Source organism: Desulfosarcina alkanivorans (assembly GCF_009688945.1).
Classification (GTDB): Bacteria; Desulfobacterota; Desulfobacteria; order Desulfobacterales; family Desulfosarcinaceae; genus Desulfosarcina; species Desulfosarcina alkanivorans.
In genome coordinates, this window is sequence record NZ_AP021874.1 from 7,237,077 (window position 1) to 7,256,592 (window position 19,516).

The window sequence follows — 19,516 nt, forward strand, 5'->3', positions numbered from 1 at the left end:
TGAGTTCGGTAGGAGGGCAGGCCTTTGGAGCGAGTACCGATCAGGCTATGACGGTCCCGCCCGATCGATCAGGCTTTTGATTTTCTTGATGACCTCATCGATTTTCAGCCTCAGGTAGCCCAGTGATACATCATTGCCGAAAATAGACACCAGGAGAAAATCATCCATGATTTTGGTGAAATTTATGTTTTCACTTTTCCCCTTATGAAAAAGTAGTGAGAATTCTTCTTCACCAATGATGGAGGCCATGGCGCTTACCGCCCCAAAGTTACCTGCGGCCAAGGCCGCCAACGAGTAGACATCGTGGCGAACTTTTCCGTCATCGAGATTGACGATGACATTACCGGCCATGTCGATGAGAATCACGGATTGTATGCCCAGTGTCATCAAATCAGTGGTCAACGCTTCTTCCAGACCGTCAAGTTGTTCTTGATCCAGGATATACGACAATGTCCCTTCCTCCTTGCTGAATCAGGTCTTTCACAGCCAATCGGCCATGTCGGCAACACCTGAACCGGCATCGTGTCGATTTTTCAGCGATGGCTCATCGTTATCCCGCTGAGATTGCCATCCGTTTATGGGATGGCATGCCACCCCGTCACGAAGGCGGGTCACGTTCAACGATCGGGAAACGATGCTGCCGGTTCAGATGGATTCAATACCCTTTTTTGCTTTGGTTTTTCAAGTTTTTTCTATGATTTTAAGTACCTTTTTTTAGTTCGGCCATTTTTCGATGGCATCCTTTTGGTCACCTCAGACCCTTGATGCGTGTTTCGGCAGGCTTACGGAACTTCGTGGCCTGGCGCCGTCACAATTTTCCTAATTTGCTGGAACTGTTAGTGATCCGATGGTTGGCCGATTAATAGAGGCTTGATTTTTCACGCTGAAACGGGATAAAAAGAGCATACGAATTTCCCTGCGGCATCCTTGGGCCGCATTTTTACTGTCGATGCATACTTGTACCGGTGTCCGGGCCAAATATGGTGCTGGCCCGGACCCGGGCAGCCTTGACGGGAAGCCTTTCCCACCGCGTCGAAAACAAGGGCGCGTTGTCGTTGACACACGTAGGAGAAGACGCCCATGCATGATCCGATCTGGCAGGCGGAAAAGAAAAAAATACTGGCACGACTTTCCATCGCCATATACAAAATGACGGATGAACAGCTGATCTCCCTGCTGCATCTGTTCAAGGATCTGGAACTGGAGGGAAAAGAGAAGCTTCTGGAATCACCCCAATTCCATCAAGACGGTGCCGTTGCCGCCAGGGACAGGCAACTGCTCATCGCCCGTTTTTTCCTGCTGATCAATCAATTGTCCGAAGCCGATCTGCTCAGATTCATGAACCGATACGAGGAAAAACGGTTTGCCATGCTTCGGAAATTTCCCAGGGTCCCCTGCAATATTACCCTGGATCTGGCAGCCAATGGCCGTGCGATCAATTGCTTTGCCCGGGATATCAGTGCCGGCGGGATGTTTGTGGAAAGCTGCGAACCGTTTACCATGGATCAGCCGGTGTTCATCTGTTTTTCGGTGGACCAGGATCAACTGGCCCTGAAACTCAAAGCTCGTGTGATCCGGCTGGAGCAAGGGGGGGTCGGCGTTCAATATGAGGAACTGACCCGCTACCAGCTGGAAATCATGAAGGCTTTAATCAACCGGCTTCATCGACAAATCAGTTTTCAGCTGGATGGGGCATGAAAAGACAAATACCCCATCCGGAGCATATTGCTTGGAAAATCAGAATAATGATGCTATCCAAGCATGTTCGTGTCACCAGGCACCATTGAAATCCGAACCGGACGTATTATTCTTGAATTTTTCGGATGCCTGGGGTTGAAAAGGAGTTGAATCGAAAATGATCGATGTTCGAAGCCAGCACATTGAAGTTAGCAATGAAAGACGACAATACCCTCGATTGGAATTTCGTTGTACGGCGCTCTTCGGCCACGTGAAAGGGGTTGTCAATGTGACCGATTTGAGCCTGAATGGGCTGTTTGTAGAGGTGGACGACAAAACCAACCTTAATCCGGGGCGCCTGGTCAGTCTGGCGATTAAGTTTCCCACCGAAGAAAAAGCGGTTTTGCTGAAGGCAAAAATCGTCAACGTCAACAAGCGGGGCGTGGGGTGCCATTTCGTGGATCTGGCGCCAAGGAATATTGAGGCCATAAAAAACTGTTTCGAAACGTTCAGGGATACCCTGCCACTGCACTGATTTTTCTATCCGGCGACCGTTCTTCCCCTGTTTCGCATCCCGATTGATCGTCACTGGCCCACCCTGTGTTTTTCAGGTTTGACACGATGGCCAGGGCGGATTGGATAGCATTGCTGTTTCGGTCCACCCGCGTCAGTGGCTCCATGGCCGAGACCATGGCGTTTATCTGTGGGTCGAAATAAACACCGCCCCCGATTTGTGCCTGAATCATCAGATGTTTTTTCGACACCATCTGGATGATTCGGCCGGCATTTTTGTCCCTCGGTTCCCTGACCATATTCGTGATCAGGGCCGGGCGAATCCGGTTCAGGTGGGCGGCCATTGCCGCCGCTTCTGCCGGATCTCCGTTTTCGGCCATGCGGTCAAGCAGGGCGCCTACCGTTCTGACCTGCATGTCGTTTTTGGGGTTCATGGCCGCTTTGACCAGGCCGCCCAAAGAAGGCCGGCGGCTGGTCAATCGACTCAAGGTTCGATACACGGCGTTCCTGACGAATGCATACGCATTTTGAATCGCAACGGGCTGAGGCGTCATCACCACGATTTGACGGTGGGCGGATAGAAAAAAATCCAGGGTGTTGAATCCGGTGCCGGCCCCCAGGTCAAGGATCACATGGTCGGCGTCAATCCTGGAGATCGCCTGGAGGATTTTAATCTTCTGGGTGTATTGAAGATTGGCCAGGGTCAGCACCTCGCTGGCCCCGCAGATGATGCGAAGCCCTTTTTGCTCCGTACCCATGCAAACGTCGTCCAGTTTGTCCACCTGGCGGCTGATAAAATCATTCAGGGTCCTGCTCGGCGTGCGGATGCCCATGAAGGTATGGAGATTGGCCCCGCCCAAATCACCGTCGATAACCACCGTGTCTTTGCCACTTTCGGCCAATGCGACGGAAATTAAAATACTGAGGACGCTTTTGCCGATGCCCCCTTTACCGCCGCCCACCGCCCAGACCTGCGGCAATCGTTTTCGTCCATTCTCAGTTTGCTGTTGTTGCATCCGTTTCATCCCTTTGTATTTCAGTGTCGTACCAAATGATTCCACAGATTCCAGATCATGTCCTGTTCGTCGTTGGAGATGGTGCAGAAAGCATTCAGAGCGATTGCCGTCTCGTCGGCCATCGGATCGAATGTGATGCCGATAATGTGTGTCGGACGGGTCACGGTGCCGACTGTCTTTTGCCAGGCCACACGGCCGCTCAACCCGTCGATCACTGTTTTTTTACCCTCAAGAATGGTCAGCTTAACGTGTTGCCGAAGCAACGCTTCGAAATCCGAAAGGGTCGTATTATTTTTCAGGACCACACATACGCCTCCGGTTGAAAGATCCCGGGTGGTACCGTGAAGCCCCCACTTCCCCTCGTCGTTTTCTTTTTCCCATGCCAAGGTGACATCTGCAGGCAGGCAGTACCGGCAGGTCCGGCGGACCGTCTGCCAGGACCGGTCGCCACCCTGAGGTGCCCGGATTCGGCTTAAGCGTTCGATGAGTTCACGGACTCGCGGGTAACGGTAGCACGTGGCTTTGAGCACCGGTTTCGAAATCTTGACCAGTTCCACGGCGGAGGTCGCCGCCACGTGTGCGCGGTAAACGGATTTTTCTTCCAGGGGGAAAATATCCCCGAAGATGTCGTTTTCAGCCAGCACAACGGAGGTTGACGGTGTGGTATCGTCGCCTTGCGGCAGCGTCTCCGTCAACTCTCCTGATACGATGAAGAAGATGTCTGTGGCCTCCTGGCCGGTGTCGTAGACCACCTCACCGGGTGACAGTCGGACGCGGGTCAGGCGGAGCATCAATGATACCATTTCCGTATAGGCCAACTGGGAGAAAAAGACCTGTGACGGCATGTCTCCGGCGCCTTTTTTCCGGATTTCGGCATGAAAATCGCGCCCTTCGCGATGGGACGGTTTGACGATGCTCCACTCGAGTATTTTGGCCACAATGGACTGAAGCACCATCCCGGCGTCCAGGTAGAGTCCGGCCGCTTTATGGTAGGCCACCAGGGCATCCTGCGGGTGTTTTCTGCCCGCCAGCATATCTGCAAATCGGCGATACAGATCCGGATTTCCGGGAAAGACCTCGAGAAGATTTTCGAACTCTTCCACGGAACTGATATCGATTTGTCCATCAAGGATCTGGTCGATGATACTTTCCTGTTCAACCGTCGCGTTCGGTTCGATTGCATTCATGTTCAACTCATTCATCCTTTTTTTAGAGCGGCGATAACGGCGTCCAGTCGCTGGCTCAACAATTCGCTTTTTTGATGGGAAAGGCGGATGACTTCCACCAACGGGGCCATTTGGCGGTCCATTCGTAAAACCATTTCCGACAGGTCGGCAAGCTTCCGGGCGATACTGTCCAGCTGGGTCCGGGTCGGCGTTGTTTCTTCTGGAAGGTCGCCTCCAGCCGACTTCCGGCGAAAATCGCCGATCATTTCTTCCAGATCCTGTTTTTCAGCCTCTGACAGGCCGACAGTGAACGTATCTGCATTTTTCTGGGACATGCGTAACCCCGGACGGTGCTTCATTGGTGGTCATGACGTTTCAGATGGTCGCGTATGGCTGCGTCGATGTTTTCGATCGCCGGGTCCCTGGCCGGTGGCAGATGCTGGATCCAGGATGGCTCCCGGGGTTTTTTGCGGCCGCTTCCCATCCAAATCAGGAAAAAGAGCAGGACCACGATGATCGACGTGACACCGATCAGGGCCGCGATCAGTTGTTGCTGAAACCGGTTACGGCCTTTTTCGGCAGCGTCTGCGGATAGTGATGGAAGTGATCCGTAGCTGTGCATCGAGGCTTCCGCCACGGTTCCGCCAAACGGGGTCGATTGGTCCGGCACAGGGTTCCATTTCGGTATCGGCGAGCCCGATTCAAGGGCCGTTGTCTGAGGCTTATTGTCGATGGGCCTGTCTTCGTCGGCCGATGGGGAGGGCCGGTAGGCGTCAATGATAAATCGGTGCGGTCCCGTGAGAGAGAAGGTCCGGATGTCCGCTGGCGCGAAGGGAAAGGCCGCGTCGATGCGCATGACGTCGGACACGTGGGTGACATCGAGGCTGACGATACCGTCGCGCGACGCCTCGGTGGGGGGGGCGGGCAAGTGGTTGAGGACCCCGGTCATGGCCACCTGAATCGTGCTTCCGTTGATGGAAACCGATGGGGGCTGGGCCAGGGCACGGTCGACTTCCAGCACCATGCGCACATATCCTTTGTTGTCGCCAAAGCGAAGGTTCTTGACAACCGTCGCTTCCGCGCTCAGGATCGGGGCTAAAAGCATGGCAAGGGATGCGATTATTAGCGGCGTTGCTTTAGGCGCAAACCAGTTTTTGGGCTCAGTCATCGTTTTGCCGCTGGGTGGTCGGGATCGGGTGCTCGGTCGACCCATTAAAAGGCCATTGTTTTGACAGGTGGAAGCTGGCGGCAAAAATATTAAAAAACGGGTCTGATGTCAAGACCCGTTGTGGACCTTTCTTAAAGCAACCGCAAAATATGGTGGTCGGCGGTCAGGGCCCTTGACCTTTGGTGGTGCCCGTCGATGCTTCGTATCACAGGGAGGGCGCGGCCTTTTCCGGCTGGTAGGCGCATAAGGGTTCTTCGGCCATGAAGTTGCCGGTGGCCTCAAAGGCCCTGGCGCGGCATCCACCGCATACCGCGCGGTATTCGCAGGCGCCGCATTTGCCTTCCAGCTGCCTGAAATCACGAAGTTTGAGGAAGACCGGTGAATGGTTCCAGACCTCGCCGAATGTGGTTTGGGTGATGTCTCCACATTCAACATCGGTGTAGCCGCACGGCTGAACCACGCCGGTGTGGGAAACGAAACAGAACCCCGTGCCGGCCAGGCAGCCGCGGGTCACGGCGTCGAGGCCATGGGTCTGAAAACTGATGGTTTTGCCCTCCGCTTTGGCCCGCTGGCGCAAAATCCGGTAGTAGTGGGGGGCACAGGTGGCCTTGAGCTGCAGGGAGGTTTTATCACGCTGGTCGTAGAACCAGTTCAGTGTGGTTTCATACTCCTTGGCGTCGATGGCCTGATCCACAATATATTTGCCCCGGCCGGTGGGCACCAGAAGAAAAATATGGTGGGCCACCGCTCCCAGGCGTTCGGCCAGTTCCAGTATCTTGGGAATCTGGTCCAGATTGGTCTTGGTGATGGTCGTGTTGATCTGAAACTCGATTCCGGCGGCTTTGACATATTCGATGCCCCGAAGGGCGGCATCAAATGCGCCGTCAACACCACGGAATTGATCGTGGAAGGCTTTGGTGGCGCCGTCGATGCTGGCGCTTATCCGACGGATGCCGGAGGCCGCCATCCGTTCGGCGGTTTCAGGGGTGATCAGGGTGCCGTTGGGGGCCATCACCATCCTCAACCCAAGGCCGTCTCCATGCCTGGCGAGGTCGAAAATGTCATCCCTGAGCAGGGGTTCACCACCGGTGAGGATGATGATCGGCTTGCCCACTTCGGCAATCTCGTCGAGCAATTTGAATCCCTGCTCGGTATCCAGCTCTCCCGCATAGGGGCCGTTGGTGGCCGCAGCCCGACAGTGAACACAGGAGAGATTGCAGTTTCTGGTCGTCTCCCAGGCTACCAGGCGAAGGGTATTGCCTTTTTCCTGCTTCTGGCCATGTCCGTGGGGCCGGTTGTCATTTTCAACGTCAGGGTGTGGATTCATGAGGCGAATTATCCTTTTGGGCCATCGTTGGCATCGATGGCCCCGGTTGGCTGCAGAGCGGGTTGGAGACTGAGGCTATCGGTCCATCAGGGCGGCGGCTTCCATGGCAAAATAGGTCAGGATCATGTCGGCTCCGGCCCGTTTGATAGCGGTAAGGGTTTCCATCATTACTTTCTGGCCGTCGATCCAGCCCATTTTTTCAGCGGCCTTGATCATGGAAAACTCTCCGCTGACATTGTATGCCGCCAGAGGCAGGTCCACTTCATCCCGGATCCGGCAGATGATGTCCAGGTATGCCAGCGCCGGTTTGACCATGATGATGTCGGCCCCTTCTTCCACGTCCATGGTGACTTCCCGGATCGCTTCACGGGCGTTGGCCGGGTCCATCTGATAGGTTCTCCGGTCACCGAACTTCGGGGCACTTTGAGCCGCCTCGCGGAATGGGCCGTAGTAGGCGGAGCAATATTTGGCCGCGTAGGACATGATGGGAATCCGTGAGTAGTCGTTTTCATCCAGGACGGCACGGATTTCCGCTACCCGGCCGTCCATCATGTCTGACGGGGCCACCATGTCTGCGCCGGCGTTGGCATGGGACAGGGCCGCTTTGGCCAGGAGGTCCAAGGTGGCATCGTTGTCTACCGTATGCCCGTCCACAAAACCGCAGTGGCCATGGTCGGTGTATTCACACAGGCAGACATCGGTGATCACCACCATTTCCGGCACCTTGTCCTTTACCGCCTTTACGGCGCGCTGGACGATGCCGTCCCTGGCGTATGCCTGGGTACCCAGGGGGTCTTTTTTGGATGGAATACCGAAAAGAATGACGCCGGGAATACCCATGCCGTAGGCTTGCCTGGCCACCTTGACCAGATTGTCAACCGAAAGCTGGTAATTGCCGGGCATGGCTTCGATGGGATTTTTTACCGCCTTCCCATCGATGGCGAACAACGGAAGGATAAAATCGTTGACGGAAAGGGCCGTCTCGCGGACCATTCTTCTCAGCGCTTCGCTGCTGCGCATTCTTCGGGGACGATAATCGGGAAACAGCATGTCAGCTCCTGGGTACGATCGTAAGAGAAAATTCGTTATATGGTTTGGGCAATCTCTTCATCGGTGAGGTAGCAGGCCGGGTCGGGGGCCCATACATCATCGTGGATCGCCTCCGCACGCACCCTGAAGTTGCCGCCGCAGACATCCAGCCAGGCGCAGGTGGAACAGCGGCCCTTGACATGGATTTTTTTCTCTTTGAGTTTCAGCAGCAGGTCATCTTCCGGCTGGGTCCAGATTTCGGAAAAAGGCCGCTTGCGGATGTTGCCGAAGCTGTGATGGCGCCAGAACTGGTCGGCATACACTTCGCCGTCCCAGCTGACGCAGCCGATACCCCGCCCCGAGTTGTTGCCCTCGTTCATCTTGAGCAGTTCGAGAACTTCAGCGGCCCGCTTGGGGTCTTCCTTGAGCAGTCTGAGGTAGAGGTAGGGCCCGTCAGCGTGGTTGTCCACCGTGAGCACCTCCTTGACGATGCCTTTGTCGTGGAGCGCCTTGGTACGGTCGATGATCAGGTCCACCGCCTTGCGGGTACCTTCCAGGCTCAGGTCCTCTTCCACCATTTTCGAGCCCCGGCCGGCGTAAACCAGATGGTAAAAGCAGACCCGCGGGATGTCCATCTCCTCCAGCAGATCGAAGATGGCCGGGATGTCACCCACATTGAATTTGTTGATGGTAAACCGCAAGCCCACCTTGATCCCGGCAGCCTGGCAGTTGCGGATGCCCTCCAGGGCCTTGTCATAGGCGCCGGGCACGCCCCTGAACTGGTCGTTGATTCCCTGCATGCCGTCCAGGCTGATGCCTACATAGGAAAGGCCGATGGATTTGAGCGTTTTGGCCAGGCCGGGGGTGATCAGGGTGCCGTTTGTTGAAATCACCGCCCGCATGCCCCGCTCGACGGCGTAGGCCGCCAGTTCGGGAAGGTCTTTCCTGACCAGGGGTTCGCCGCCGGAAAAGAGCATCACCGGGGCCCCGAAACGGGCCAGGTCATCGATCAGAGCCTTGCCCTCATCCGTGGAAAGCTCATCCACCGTGGATTCTTCGGTTGCCTGGGCATAGCAGTGCACACACTTGAGGTTGCATTTCCGGGTCACATTCCATACCACCACCGGGCGTTTGTCCTTGGAAAACTGCAGCAGGTGAGAGGGCAGGGTGGAGGACTGCCGTCCGTAACGCAAGGCATCCGACGGCTCAACGGTTCCACAATAAAGTTTTGATATTCCAATCATTTGAGTTCAGCCTTCCAGTCGGTTGTCAGGTGGCAGGGACAGTTCGGGTCGGTTTTCGCTTTGCCTGAGGAGTTCAGCGATGAAGCTTTCCGGCTTTTCCAGTGCATCCCGAGTGACAAAAAAGCGGGTCCGCCCTGTTTTTTCACGAACCAGCTTCAGGCCGTGTTCGAAATCAGCCGTCAAATTCCGGTAGTATCCTTCCGGCGTTTCCCGGGTATTGAAGCATTGCCCGATGATGGCGTCGATGGCCTCTTCTTCCAGGACAATGTTAATACCATGATTTTTGATAAAGTAAAGCTCTATGGTCTTGGTCTCCTCATAGTAGGACTTGAGTTTTTTGAGCACTTTTTCGATGTCGGTTACCTGCCGGCAGTAGGCATCGGCGACCAATCGAATGCGAGAATCCGTCAGCTGGATTCCGTACTTTTCACTGAAGGTTTTCCGGTTGGCGCTGACATATTTTACGATGCGCTCACACTCCTGGGCCGCCAGCCGGTGGAACGCCTCTTTGAAGTGGTCGCTCTCTGGCTGGTCGAGAAGGGCCTCCAGATGCTCTTGGGGTTGCTCGATGACCGGTCGGGTGACGGCAAAACGGGTGATGGGGCAGGAAGGGAGCGTTTTCTCAAAAGGCAGCAGGGCGCCTTCCACGGCGCTGACCAGTCCGCGTGCGCCGGTATTCTCATCATGTGCCCGATGGGCCAGCAGCGCCAGGGCGTCGGTCTGGAATTTGACATCGATGCCATAGGCGGCAAAATCCAGTTTTTTACCGAGGATGATGGGGTTGTTGGGGTTTTTGAGAATGTCGCACAGATCCGCTTCCGTCAGTTGTTCGAATACGCTGCGCACGGGAAGCCGGCCGACAAACTCGGATTCAAAACCGAACTGGACCAGGTCTTCGGATTTTACCCGGGTCAGGATATCCGCGTCCTTGGACGGATTGGAAATCGACGCCCCGAATCCGATTTTCTGTTCGGCGATGCGCCGGGAGACGATTTTGTCCAGGCCCGAAAAGGCGCCGCTCATGATGAACAGGATGTGCTTGGTGTTGATACTGCTTTTTTCTTTTTTGCCCGTTTTCCTGAACCGGTCGATTTCCTGCAGCATGGATACCGGATCGTGGGGCACTTTCAGATCGACCTCAGTCTCTTCCATGGGTTTGAGCAGGGCGCGCTGGACACCTGTCCTGGACACGTCGGCGCCGACCAGATTGCGGCTGGAAGCGATTTTGTCGATTTCGTCGATGTAGATGATCCCGAACTGGGCCAGTTCGATATCCCCGTCCGCCTCTTTGACCAGGTCCCGGACCAGGTCTTCCACATCGCCGCCGACGTATCCGGTCTCGCTGAACTTGGTGGCATCGCCCTTGACGAAGGGCACACCGATTTTTTTGGCGATGAGCCTGACCATGTAGGTTTTTCCCACGCCGGTGGGGCCGAGCATCAGGACGTTGTTCTTGATGACTCCGACCATGTCGCTGAAGTCGTCGGGCGCGCTTTGCACGTGTTTGATCCGGTTGAAGTGGGTACAGATCTTGGTGGCCAGAATGTCTTTGGCCGTTGTCTGCTTGACCACGTACTGATCCAGGTAGGCAACCAGATCTTGGGGCTTGAGATCAAAATTGATCGTTTTCCCTTTTTTCGGCGGCGGCTCCTTCGAATCGCTTTCACCTGCCTGGGGAAGGACGATGGGGGTCGCCAGTTTGACACTGCCGCCGAATTTTTTGGCCAGAAAATCGCCCAGTTCTTTTTCCAGTTCTTTAGGGTCGGGTATTTTTTCGCTGTGTTCGTTCATGATAAACTCGTTCACGGTTCCTAATCAGCCTGCCATGGATGGGTTGCAAGATAGGGGTGCGTCGGTTTCGACAGGTGGTGATGGGGCAACGCACGCCCCGCAGCAGCACGTAATGCCCGTTGCGCCAATTTTCCTGTTCGTCGGACCCGTTTTCATTGACGAGATAATAAGCACAGGCCCGGGTGAATTCAAGCCCTTGCGGGAGGGGGCATGGTGCGCTTCAATTTGATTGCGGCCAAGGCGGTTGGCCCATCCACAAAAGCTTTCAGGTCCTGCCTCAACTGCCGATAATGGAAATTGGCGGTGGCGTCGACGGTCGGGGAGCCAGATCGCCGGCGAACCCCACGGATAAAAATAATTGTTGACATGGGACGTGGGTAGATTAAATTTGGTCCTTGAATCGTTTTCACCGAAAGACTCTGATGGTCAAGCGGGATCCATGAACAATTTCAATAGAATTCAGTTTGAAGCGCCTCGCCTGGATGAACTTGCCCGCCACTCGACAGTGGTTGACCTCCATTTCCATTCCCGTTTTTCAGACGGCGCCGATACGGTGGATGTCATTGCCGAACGGGCCCGCGAACTGGGGATCGGGGTGGCCATTACCGATCACAATGCCATTGATGGGGCGGTTGAACTCGACCGCCATGACGATGTGTTCAGTATTCCCGGTATCGAAGTCACCTCCCGGGAGGGAACCCATGTCCTGGTCTACTTCTACCGGATCGATGATCTCAAGGCATTTTACGGGGACCACGTGGAGCCCAATAGGGGACCGACGGTGATGTCATCAATCGGGATGGATGTGGAAACCATTGTCCGGTCTGCAAGGCAATACAACAGCGTCGTCATTTTTCCCCATCCCTACTCGGCGGCCTTCACCGGCATCTGCAATCACAGCTTTTCCGAAAACCAGCTGGACCGTCTGCTCAGGATGGCCGACGGTGTGGAGGTGATCAATTCCGAGAATCTGAAGCGGTGGAACCTGAGAAGCGCCCTGCTGGGGTTTAATCTGGATCGCGCCATCACAGGCGGCAGCGACGGCCACAGCGTCCAGCAAATGGGCTCGGCAGTGACCTATGCCGCTTGCGGCCGCAGCCGGAAGGCCTTCCTGGATGCCGTCAGCCGTGGCGAGTCCAAGGTGGTGGGGACCGAGTCTAAATTGTTGGAGAAGTTACAGTCCAACAGCGCTAAACTGAAAATCAGCATGAACAATTATCCGGATATGGTCGAAAAAAACATTCGCTTCGGAAAAAGCGTGATTCGCTTCCGGGCCCGAAAGGCGGGCGAGAAAATCTGGGAGCGGGTCAACGACAGGCATCTGAAAAAAGCCTTTTATTTTGTCGCCGGTCTGACCTTCCTGAAAATCAACTACAATGCCTTGCCATTAATATTTTTCTCCATTATTACATAATATTACGTTCGTTTAACCTTCAGATATGAGGCCATTGGCGTCCAACGCCCTGGCCGTTGATGATATCATCAGCCAATCGCATTGATCCGCGCTTGACATTCCTCCTGACTATACTAAGCTGGAAACAGGCATCAACCTGATCATTTCGTTTTATCGCCTGTGGCACAGTCCGCCGTTGGTCCGCAGTATCGATGAATGAATGGTAAGTCGGCTCCACCTCCCAGCGATCCCGCAGTCCAGAGACACCCCTTTTTGGTGATTCCACGCCTTCTTCTGACGGATGCATGACCCGCTGTCGGGTCAAGAGAGTATCAACATCGGACATTTATCCGCATTCCCGCTTTTCCGGAAAGCGCCCTTCCATTTCGGCTGAACCGTCGCTGTTTGTCCCTAATGCCTGCGGGTACCTGTCCCATATGAAGGGTGCCAGTCCGGGTGACGCCGGGCGTGATGCCCGGCATCTGATTCCCGGACGATCGACCCCCACCCCCTGGACTTATTTCCGGCATGGCCTGAGCTGACCTGACACCGCTCGTATCCGGATGGGCACCCATACTTGTGCAACCCAAACCAAGGAGGTGCATTATGAAGGCAGGGATCTTTTTTACCGGGACCGGTCCGATTCTGATTCTGACAACCTATGGCGAGCTTAACGATCCCACCCTGGTGACCAAACTGGCCCAGAAAGGGATCAAGAAATTCATCGCCTATGAGGTCGCCGAAAGCCTGGTCAAGGAAAAGTATGGTCAGCAATTCAACATTATCATGGGCGACCTGAAACAATCGGATGACCTTCGGGTGCTGGATTACGACGGACATCATGTTTTTTACAATTTCGCGTTGTCCGAACTCGGGTCCCCTGTTTACCATGAAGGGTCGTTGCGGGTACTGCAGGCAGGGTAGGGTGGAAAAGGCGGGCAGCCGTCCCGCTGGCCGGCTGCCCGCATCTGCAGGGGCGTCTTATTTTTCGACGACCGGGTATCTGGCGCGATGCCATTCCCGCCAGCCGCCTTTGAGTGCGTAGACATGGGTATAGCCCCGAGCCATGAGTTTTCGTGCAAAACTTGCACTGGTGGCTTCGTTCGGTCAGGCGCAGTAGAGGACCAGGGTCCCCGCTTTGGGAAATTGGGACGCCCAGGTGGCGAACTCCCCGGGATCGGTCCGATGAGCACCCTTGATTTTAAATTCACTGGAACCCCAGTCCCTTCCCGCTCTTACATCCAGAATGTAGGTGTCTGCGTTGCCAAGGATTTTTTGCAGCTCATCCTTGTTCATCAGCTTCACTTTCTGCGAGGCTGCGGCCGGGATCAGCATGCCGCTCAGAAGAACGACGGCCACTGCCAGCAACAGGCCCTTACAAATGATTGGTTTCATGGCATTTCTCCTCTTTGATGCGTTTTTGCTGTTATTGGCCCTCCCGCAGCAGCCTGCGGGCCGGCCGGCCCGTCATCTTGCCGGGCCGTGGGGTTTCTGGTGGTTTTCAGGAGGTCCGGCCCGGAAACGGACCGGAACCTTTTCCGAAATTTATCAAACCGCGTTCGCTTCAGACGGCCGGAGAGGTTTTCCGGCCTTTGGCCAGGCGGACAACAAAAAGGAGCATCGCCCCCCCGGACCATAACGCGAAAATACAGGTCGACAACAGGGCCCGCCGGTCATCCGTGACCCATAGATAAACCATCCCGGCGCCCGTCAATGCGGCCGACGGAACCGTAAGCCAGGTGATGCGGCGAAAAGCTGCGGACGTTTTCGCGACCCGCGCTTTCAGGGCCGCCAGATGGACCAGAATGATATGCAGCAGCCACAATACAAAGGCTGCTCGGATGAACACTTCCAACTCCGGTGCGCCGGCAGCCCCCGCCGCCATCATGGCGGCGACGGCGAACGCCAGGACCAGTGTTGCCCATAGGTTGCGTCGGGCGGAGCCCCGGCAGAATCGAGGCAGCATGTCCATGTGCGCCAGTGAGGTGACCATCCGGGCCGAGGTTGAGAAAAGCGAGATGACCGCACACCCCGTTCCGGCAATCAGGACGATGCCCATCAGGATACGGCCGGCCTGTCCACCGATCTGACGGGCCGCCAGCGTATAGGGGATGAAGGTTTCGGCCAGCCTTGGCGCCGGAACATGCGCCAGGGAGACCGCACCCCACATGCTCAACAAGACCACCGTCATTCCCAACGCCGCCAGCATCATTTTTGTGGCTGCGCCGGTGCCCCGGAGATGTTCGCGGCGATGAATCCCCAGGTCGAAGCCGACAAAGAGCAGCAGGCCCGAAAACACCGTGCCCGCGCCGAATCCCGATGGCGGGCGATCATCCGGTGTCGGCGGCTGACCCGTCTGCAGGAAACCGGCCAGAACCAGAACCATCAGACCCGCCAGGGTGATCGCCACCAGACCCGTCATTATCCTCTCTGCCAGCCCGTATCCCCGGCACAGAACCAGGGCCACGGCGGCAAGATAGAGAAACGCAAATCCAAAATTAGGGAACCAGTAAACGAAGGTTTCGTTGAATACAAAGCCCGACGTGGCCAGGATGCCGGTGGATAAACCGATGGTCAGGGCCAGACGGCCGGTCAATGCCAGGGCGATGGCGGTCCCCCCGCCGTGCTCCTTCAACGCCGCCAGGTAGCCGCCTGCACCTGCCGCGGAAATTTCCAGCCGTCGGTAGCTGGCGACGGAGAGGGCGAAGAGTGCCGCCGCACCCGCCGCCACGATCCAGAATCCGGTACCGATATGACCGGCCAGGTTGCCCCACAGCCGGAGATGATCCGGCGAAACCAGCAGGGCCATCGAAGCGGCCAACCATGACATCATCGCTGGCAACATGCCGATTCCTCCTCAATTTCACTGGCAGGCACGATTGGCTGTACCGCATGTCAACGTTCAGTCGCGTTTCCCATATCCCGTTGGTCTGGCTTCACGCCAAAACCTTACACCCGATTGTCTGAATGCCTTAGATTCAGGATGCTCTGATCACTGGCTGCCAAACGGCAACCCCTTCAGCAGGCCCTTTACACCTTCCTCGATATTTTTTTTGGCGTCTTCTTCGGAAGGCATCATTTTTTTCAGGGCTTCCTTGTCCGGCAGGGGTTGACCGAGTTGCTGCCCCAGCATGCTTTTGAGATCCGGCTTGAAAGTGGGGGCGGTAAGACTGCCCGAAACGATCACCGGCACCATGATTCCCGAACGTTGGGTCGTGTCTCCCTGGCCTTTGATCGTGGCCACAAATTTGGGCTCAACGCGAAAATCCAGGGTTTCCCCGGCAAGGTCGGCCTTGCCGACCGCCAGCACGCGCATCAGGGGAGAGACGAGCCTGGTTGCATCGGTTTTGAACAGCCCGCTGGTGATCGAAAACGGCAGCTGCAGTTCGGCAAAATCGGTGCGTGGCTTTTGCGAGGGTTGTCGGGTCAGGCCGAAGGAGGCCTGCACATTGCGCACCATGGATGCCAGGTCGATACCCACAATGGCGCCGTCGGTGAATTGCAAGTTGCCTTTTCCGCCGAGGGTTTTACGGATCAGGTCGGGGGCCTCGCCTTTGAAATTCAGATCAATGTCGGCCGCCATCGCACCTTCGATCAGTTCCCTGTCCATCAAATCCTTGATCAACGGGCCGGCCTGGACACTGTTGAGCATCATGTGCATCGCTGTTGACGGTTTTTCCTGCTGAACGTTGACCACACCCGTACCGGCAATATTGCCCTGGTAAAGATCGATTTTGAGCGGATCCAGCCGGATGATCCCGCTGCGGGCGCTGACTCTGACCTCAATATTTTGCATGCGGGCTTTTTTAATTTTCAATTCGCCGGTTTTGAGGCGTGCATCCAGTACCAGGCGGCGCAGCGGACCGTAATCGGTGGGTTGGGACGCAGACGCCGCCGGTGTTTCCGGGGCGGTATCGGCACCGGCGTCGCCTTCTGCGGGCGGCGGCAGATAGCGATCCAGGTCGATGCCGTCCAGATCAAGATCGAATTTGAGATTGGGTCGGGTCAACTCGCCGGCCTGTGCGGAGAAGGTGGCCCGGGAGTCGTCCAGCTTCAACCGACCGTCGGACACGGTGATGGCTTCCGGGGTGCCCTTGAGGTTGAGTGCCACGGCAACCGCGTTCAGCACGTTGGCGTCGGCCGTTTCCAGGGGCGGCTTCAGGCCCAGTCGGTCCATGATCCTGCGGGGTGAAAAGTCGGCCACGTCGACGGCCAGGTCGAATTTCGGCGGCGCCGCGGACGGGTCGATGCGCCCATCCAACCGAACTTCCAGTTCGTCGAGCAGCCGGGCGGCCAGTTTCAGCGATATGGGGCTTTTTCCGGGCCGATCCCCCAGTGGGCCGACAGTGCCGTCGAGTTTTACCGGCTGCTGGTCCGCCAGGGCCGAAAAGGCCACCCCGATGGGTTTGTCAAAAGAGAGGTCGGTCAGGACCAGATTGATGTCCTCGACTGTCTTGCGTGTACCGCCGGCATGGTCTATCCATAGGATCCGGCCATTGGTGACGGCAAATTCTCCCACCAGCAGCCTTTTGATGGGAAATTCACCTCTCGGGGCCGGTGTCTGCAGGTCTTTTGGCTGCGCCGCTGTTTTCTCCGCGGGTTTCCCCAGCCCTTCCCAACCGCCTTTGCCATCCTTGCGCTTTTCCAGCACCAGAACCGGTTTGTCGACCACGAACCGTCTGACCTCGATGGTACGTGAAAGCAGGGGAAGCAGCTTGACCCGGACCTCAAACGATTCCACTGAGACCAAATCCTGCTCCTCAAAACCGGATGGATTGCCCAGGTGCAGGTCCGACAAGCGAATGCCGACCCAGGGAAAAATGGACGGCTTCAGGTCGCCACCCAGCTTGAACGTCCGGCCGGTGGCCTTTTCCACCTGATGCTGGATCTGCGGTTTGTATTTTTCGACGTCGATAACCATGGGCAGCACGATGACGGCGATGACGATGAGCGCAACGGCGCAACCGATTACCGCAAAGATCCATTTAACGGTCTTATTCATGGTAACCCCCTTTTTTAGGTTTGGATCTGATTTGAGGTTGACGGGTGTCTGCCCGTATTTTTCCGTATTCGCGAAAGGGCCATCGCAGATCCTGGCACCCGGAGAAACGGCAGGGCATGGTACGCGATCCATTGGGTGGCGACGTCATTCAGGCCGGACCTTATCCATTCCGTTGACATGATCCAGTTGTACCGCCAAACAGACGTAATGTATGGAATTTAAGACCGTCTTCAGGGATGTAAAGCCTGCCGGCGACCAGGAGGCACGCGGTTTGGCGAAAAAAGTCAAGGACGCCTTGGGAAAAAATAAAACGGCTCCGGTCAGAAACGCCGGCTTGGAGGGGGCAACCCGCGTTCCGGCCAGGATGGCTGTCGGATCCATCTCCCGAAAAAACCGGCAGGAAACATCCGCTGACAGCAGCGCTGGATGGGTGTGGCGGCCACAGAGCGGTGGCTTCCTGAGGGTTGAAACGCGTGACGAGCGCAGGCAAGGCGAGGCAACATTTGGCGAGAAAGCGCAGTTTATGATTGGTAAACGAGCATCTGAAACCGGATTATAACGGCGTATGGCCAAGCGCAAATGCTTTACACCAGTTGCTGCTAATCGCCAGCCGGCGGTGCCTGCCTGTCGTTAAGGGCGCCTTTCACCCGGTCGTTTGGTTTTTCCGGCAGTCCCTTTACGTTCGGGAGGCAGAATGAAAACTCGCTTTCGAAGCCGCACCCCTTGCACCGGTACTCCACGACGACGGACCTGCACTTCAATGCATCACGGATATCGGTCCGGCGTTCCAGCGGTTGGCCGCACGAACACGCTCCGGGTACAACCAGGATGCAGACGACCCCCGCAATTTCCTCCTCAACGATCTTGAATTCTCCAAGCCCGAGTTCTTGCCACTCGTCCAGCAATCCGGTGTAAAACGACCGCGTCCTGATCCTTCGCGCCCGGGCGAGGGTTCTGCCGGTGGCCGTCTTCAGGCTGCCCGGCGCGTGATGGGCATAGGTCAATTCAATACTGGTGCGAACCATAACCTCATCATCCAGAAACTGCCGCCGAAGCGCCTTCTTTGTAAAAAACTGGACCACGCCGAGGTTGCCCAATTTGTCCAGGCAATCCGCATCGTAAACGGCGCGGCCGATATCACTGGTCGCCCTGCCTTCGAGAAAGGTGGAAAGGATGGCCTCGCTGACCATCGGCAGCCACCGCTCGTAGATGGTGCCCGTAAGGATTCGGCGGGCCAGGCGAACGGCGTTCCGCTCTTCCGGAACGTCGTCTTCGTGGTAGCTTCCATCGGCGAACTTGCCGGCGTCATGAAGCAGGCCTGCGAGCAGGGCCGGTTCCGGATCCCATCCTTCCGACCTGGCAATGTGGTGGGCAATGCGGGCGACCCTGGAACTGTGGGACCAAATGCTGGAACAGGTCTCCCGGGCGGATCTGTCCTGAAAGGCGGTTTCCTGTTCGACCAGGGTCCGTCGGATTTTCCGGAGCACTTCCGGCACCACGCAGCCGAGGGGGGGGCGCCCGGATAGTCCGCCCTGATGCTTGGCCCCCTGCTGGAGCCAGCGACGATAGCCGCGAATGGTGTTGATGTTCGTAAACGTGCGGTCTGTCAGTTTCGAAAACCCGTTTAACGCGAACCAGTTTTTATCAAGCCGACGGGTCTGGCACAGCGGGACCAGCATTTCGATTTTGAAGATACCGGCTTCCAGGTTCCTGCGGATGGCCGGCAGACATCGTTTGCGGAAGACGGCGTGCAGGAATTCCGGCCGGTTTTTCGGGCAGGGGACCACGATATCGAATGCGCCCAGCTCTTGGAACTGGGCCCGGATGATTTTTTCTTCAACGAAGGGCATGTCCGCGGCACATACAAAGGCCGCGTCGTGTTTTATTTTTTGCAGACCGCTGTATATTCCCATGAGGGGGCCACAGCCCTGCTTTTCGTCGCGAACGACGGGCAGGTGGAGGAATTCATACTTTTCCGGCGTATTGGTGACGAGAAATACTTTTTCAAACAGGGGAACCACCACACGGGTCGCCCGTTCGATGATCGCCTGGTTGTTGATTTTTAGAAGCGGTTTGTCCGGCGTCAGTCTTTTGCCTTGTCCGCCTGCCAGGATCAGGCAGGCGGCGGCGATTTTTTTCGAACCGGGTTCGTTCATCGCTGTTGCCATGGGGGTTTCGTCAGAATCAACG

The 19,516-nt window shown here is 56.3% G+C and carries 18 protein-coding genes; 5 read left to right on the plus strand and 13 right to left on the minus strand.

Features of this window, described 5'->3' with window-relative positions; genetic code table 11:
- Positions 1–45: 45 nt before the first annotated feature.
- Positions 46–450, minus strand: coding sequence for a roadblock/LC7 domain-containing protein (locus tag DSCA_RS31490; protein WP_231716330.1), 405 nt, complete (start codon positions 448–450; stop codon positions 46–48).
- A gap of 630 nt (positions 451–1,080) precedes the next feature.
- Here DSCA_RS31490 and DSCA_RS31495 point away from each other — a divergent pair.
- Positions 1,081–1,698 carry a PilZ domain-containing protein gene (locus tag DSCA_RS31495; RefSeq protein ID WP_155320187.1) on the plus strand — a complete coding sequence of 206 codons (618 nt, stop codon included), beginning with the start codon at positions 1,081–1,083 and terminating at the stop codon, positions 1,696–1,698.
- Positions 1,699–1,855: 157 nt separating this feature from the next.
- A complete protein-coding gene (locus DSCA_RS31500) occupies positions 1,856–2,212 on the plus strand; it encodes a PilZ domain-containing protein (protein ID WP_155320188.1) in 357 nt (118 codons plus the stop codon).
- Here the strand turns inward: DSCA_RS31500 and DSCA_RS31505 are convergent.
- The 8 genes from DSCA_RS31505 to DSCA_RS31540 all read right to left on the minus strand — a co-directional run bounded on the left by DSCA_RS31505 (position 2,187) and on the right by DSCA_RS31540 (position 10,931).
- Positions 2,187–3,206 (minus strand): P-loop NTPase, encoded by a 1,020-nt coding sequence (locus tag DSCA_RS31505; RefSeq protein ID WP_167528041.1) that lies wholly within the window; start codon positions 3,204–3,206, stop codon positions 2,187–2,189. The genes DSCA_RS31500 and DSCA_RS31505 overlap by 26 nt on opposite strands.
- A gap of 20 nt (positions 3,207–3,226) precedes the next feature.
- Positions 3,227–4,393 (minus strand): cyclic nucleotide-binding domain-containing protein, encoded by a 1,167-nt coding sequence (locus DSCA_RS31510; protein ID WP_231716574.1) that lies wholly within the window; start codon positions 4,391–4,393, stop codon positions 3,227–3,229.
- A gap of 11 nt (positions 4,394–4,404) precedes the next feature.
- Entirely contained in the window at positions 4,405–4,707 is a 303-nt protein-coding gene (locus DSCA_RS31515) for a hypothetical protein (RefSeq protein ID WP_155320191.1), read from the minus strand.
- 20 nt (positions 4,708–4,727) lie between these two features.
- A complete protein-coding gene (locus tag DSCA_RS31520) occupies positions 4,728–5,540 on the minus strand; it encodes a hypothetical protein (RefSeq protein WP_155320192.1) in 813 nt (270 codons plus the stop codon).
- 205 nt (positions 5,541–5,745) lie between these two features.
- A complete protein-coding gene (gene ahbD, locus DSCA_RS31525; RefSeq protein WP_155320193.1) occupies positions 5,746–6,867 on the minus strand; it encodes a heme b synthase in 1,122 nt (373 codons plus the stop codon).
- 75 nt (positions 6,868–6,942) lie between these two features.
- The gene (gene hemB, locus DSCA_RS31530) at positions 6,943–7,917 is read right to left on the minus strand and encodes a porphobilinogen synthase (RefSeq protein WP_155320194.1); all 975 of its coding nucleotides are present in this window, start codon (positions 7,915–7,917) and stop codon (positions 6,943–6,945) included.
- A gap of 35 nt (positions 7,918–7,952) precedes the next feature.
- Entirely contained in the window at positions 7,953–9,140 is a 1,188-nt protein-coding gene (gene ahbC, locus DSCA_RS31535; RefSeq protein WP_155320195.1) for a 12,18-didecarboxysiroheme deacetylase, read from the minus strand.
- Positions 9,141–9,146: 6 nt separating this feature from the next.
- Positions 9,147–10,931 (minus strand): AAA family ATPase, encoded by a 1,785-nt coding sequence (locus DSCA_RS31540; RefSeq protein WP_155320196.1) that lies wholly within the window; start codon positions 10,929–10,931, stop codon positions 9,147–9,149.
- Positions 10,932–11,370: 439 nt separating this feature from the next.
- Here DSCA_RS31540 and DSCA_RS31545 point away from each other — a divergent pair, with 439 nt between their 5' ends.
- Positions 11,371–12,345: a PHP domain-containing protein gene (locus tag DSCA_RS31545; protein WP_155320197.1), complete on the plus strand. Its 975-nt coding sequence runs from the start codon at positions 11,371–11,373 to the stop codon at positions 12,343–12,345.
- A 585-nt stretch (positions 12,346–12,930) separates the two neighbouring features.
- Entirely contained in the window at positions 12,931–13,248 is a 318-nt protein-coding gene (locus DSCA_RS31550; RefSeq protein WP_155320198.1) for a hypothetical protein, read from the plus strand.
- Positions 13,249–13,305: 57 nt separating this feature from the next.
- Here the strand turns inward: DSCA_RS31550 and DSCA_RS33055 are convergent, their stop codons facing one another.
- The 3 genes from DSCA_RS33055 to DSCA_RS31565 all read right to left on the minus strand — a co-directional run bounded on the left by DSCA_RS33055 (position 13,306) and on the right by DSCA_RS31565 (position 17,326).
- The gene (locus DSCA_RS33055; protein ID WP_407924231.1) at positions 13,306–13,719 is read right to left on the minus strand and encodes a rhodanese-related (seleno)protein; all 414 of its coding nucleotides are present in this window, start codon (positions 13,717–13,719) and stop codon (positions 13,306–13,308) included.
- Positions 13,720–13,888: 169 nt separating this feature from the next.
- The gene (locus DSCA_RS31560) at positions 13,889–15,169 is read right to left on the minus strand and encodes an APC family permease (RefSeq protein ID WP_155320200.1); all 1,281 of its coding nucleotides are present in this window, start codon (positions 15,167–15,169) and stop codon (positions 13,889–13,891) included.
- Positions 15,170–15,316: 147 nt separating this feature from the next.
- Complete coding sequence (locus tag DSCA_RS31565; RefSeq protein WP_167528043.1) at positions 15,317–17,326, minus strand: AsmA family protein; 2,010 nt, start codon at positions 17,324–17,326, stop codon at positions 15,317–15,319.
- A 211-nt stretch (positions 17,327–17,537) separates the two neighbouring features.
- Here DSCA_RS31565 and DSCA_RS31570 point away from each other — a divergent pair, with 211 nt between their 5' ends.
- Complete coding sequence (locus DSCA_RS31570; protein WP_155320202.1) at positions 17,538–17,885, plus strand: hypothetical protein; 348 nt, start codon at positions 17,538–17,540, stop codon at positions 17,883–17,885.
- A 40-nt stretch (positions 17,886–17,925) separates the two neighbouring features.
- Here DSCA_RS31570 and DSCA_RS31575 read toward each other — a convergent pair whose 3' ends face one another.
- Positions 17,926–19,494 (minus strand): NTP transferase domain-containing protein, encoded by a 1,569-nt coding sequence (locus DSCA_RS31575; protein WP_155320203.1) that lies wholly within the window; start codon positions 19,492–19,494, stop codon positions 17,926–17,928.
- Positions 19,495–19,516: the final 22 nt, after the last annotated feature.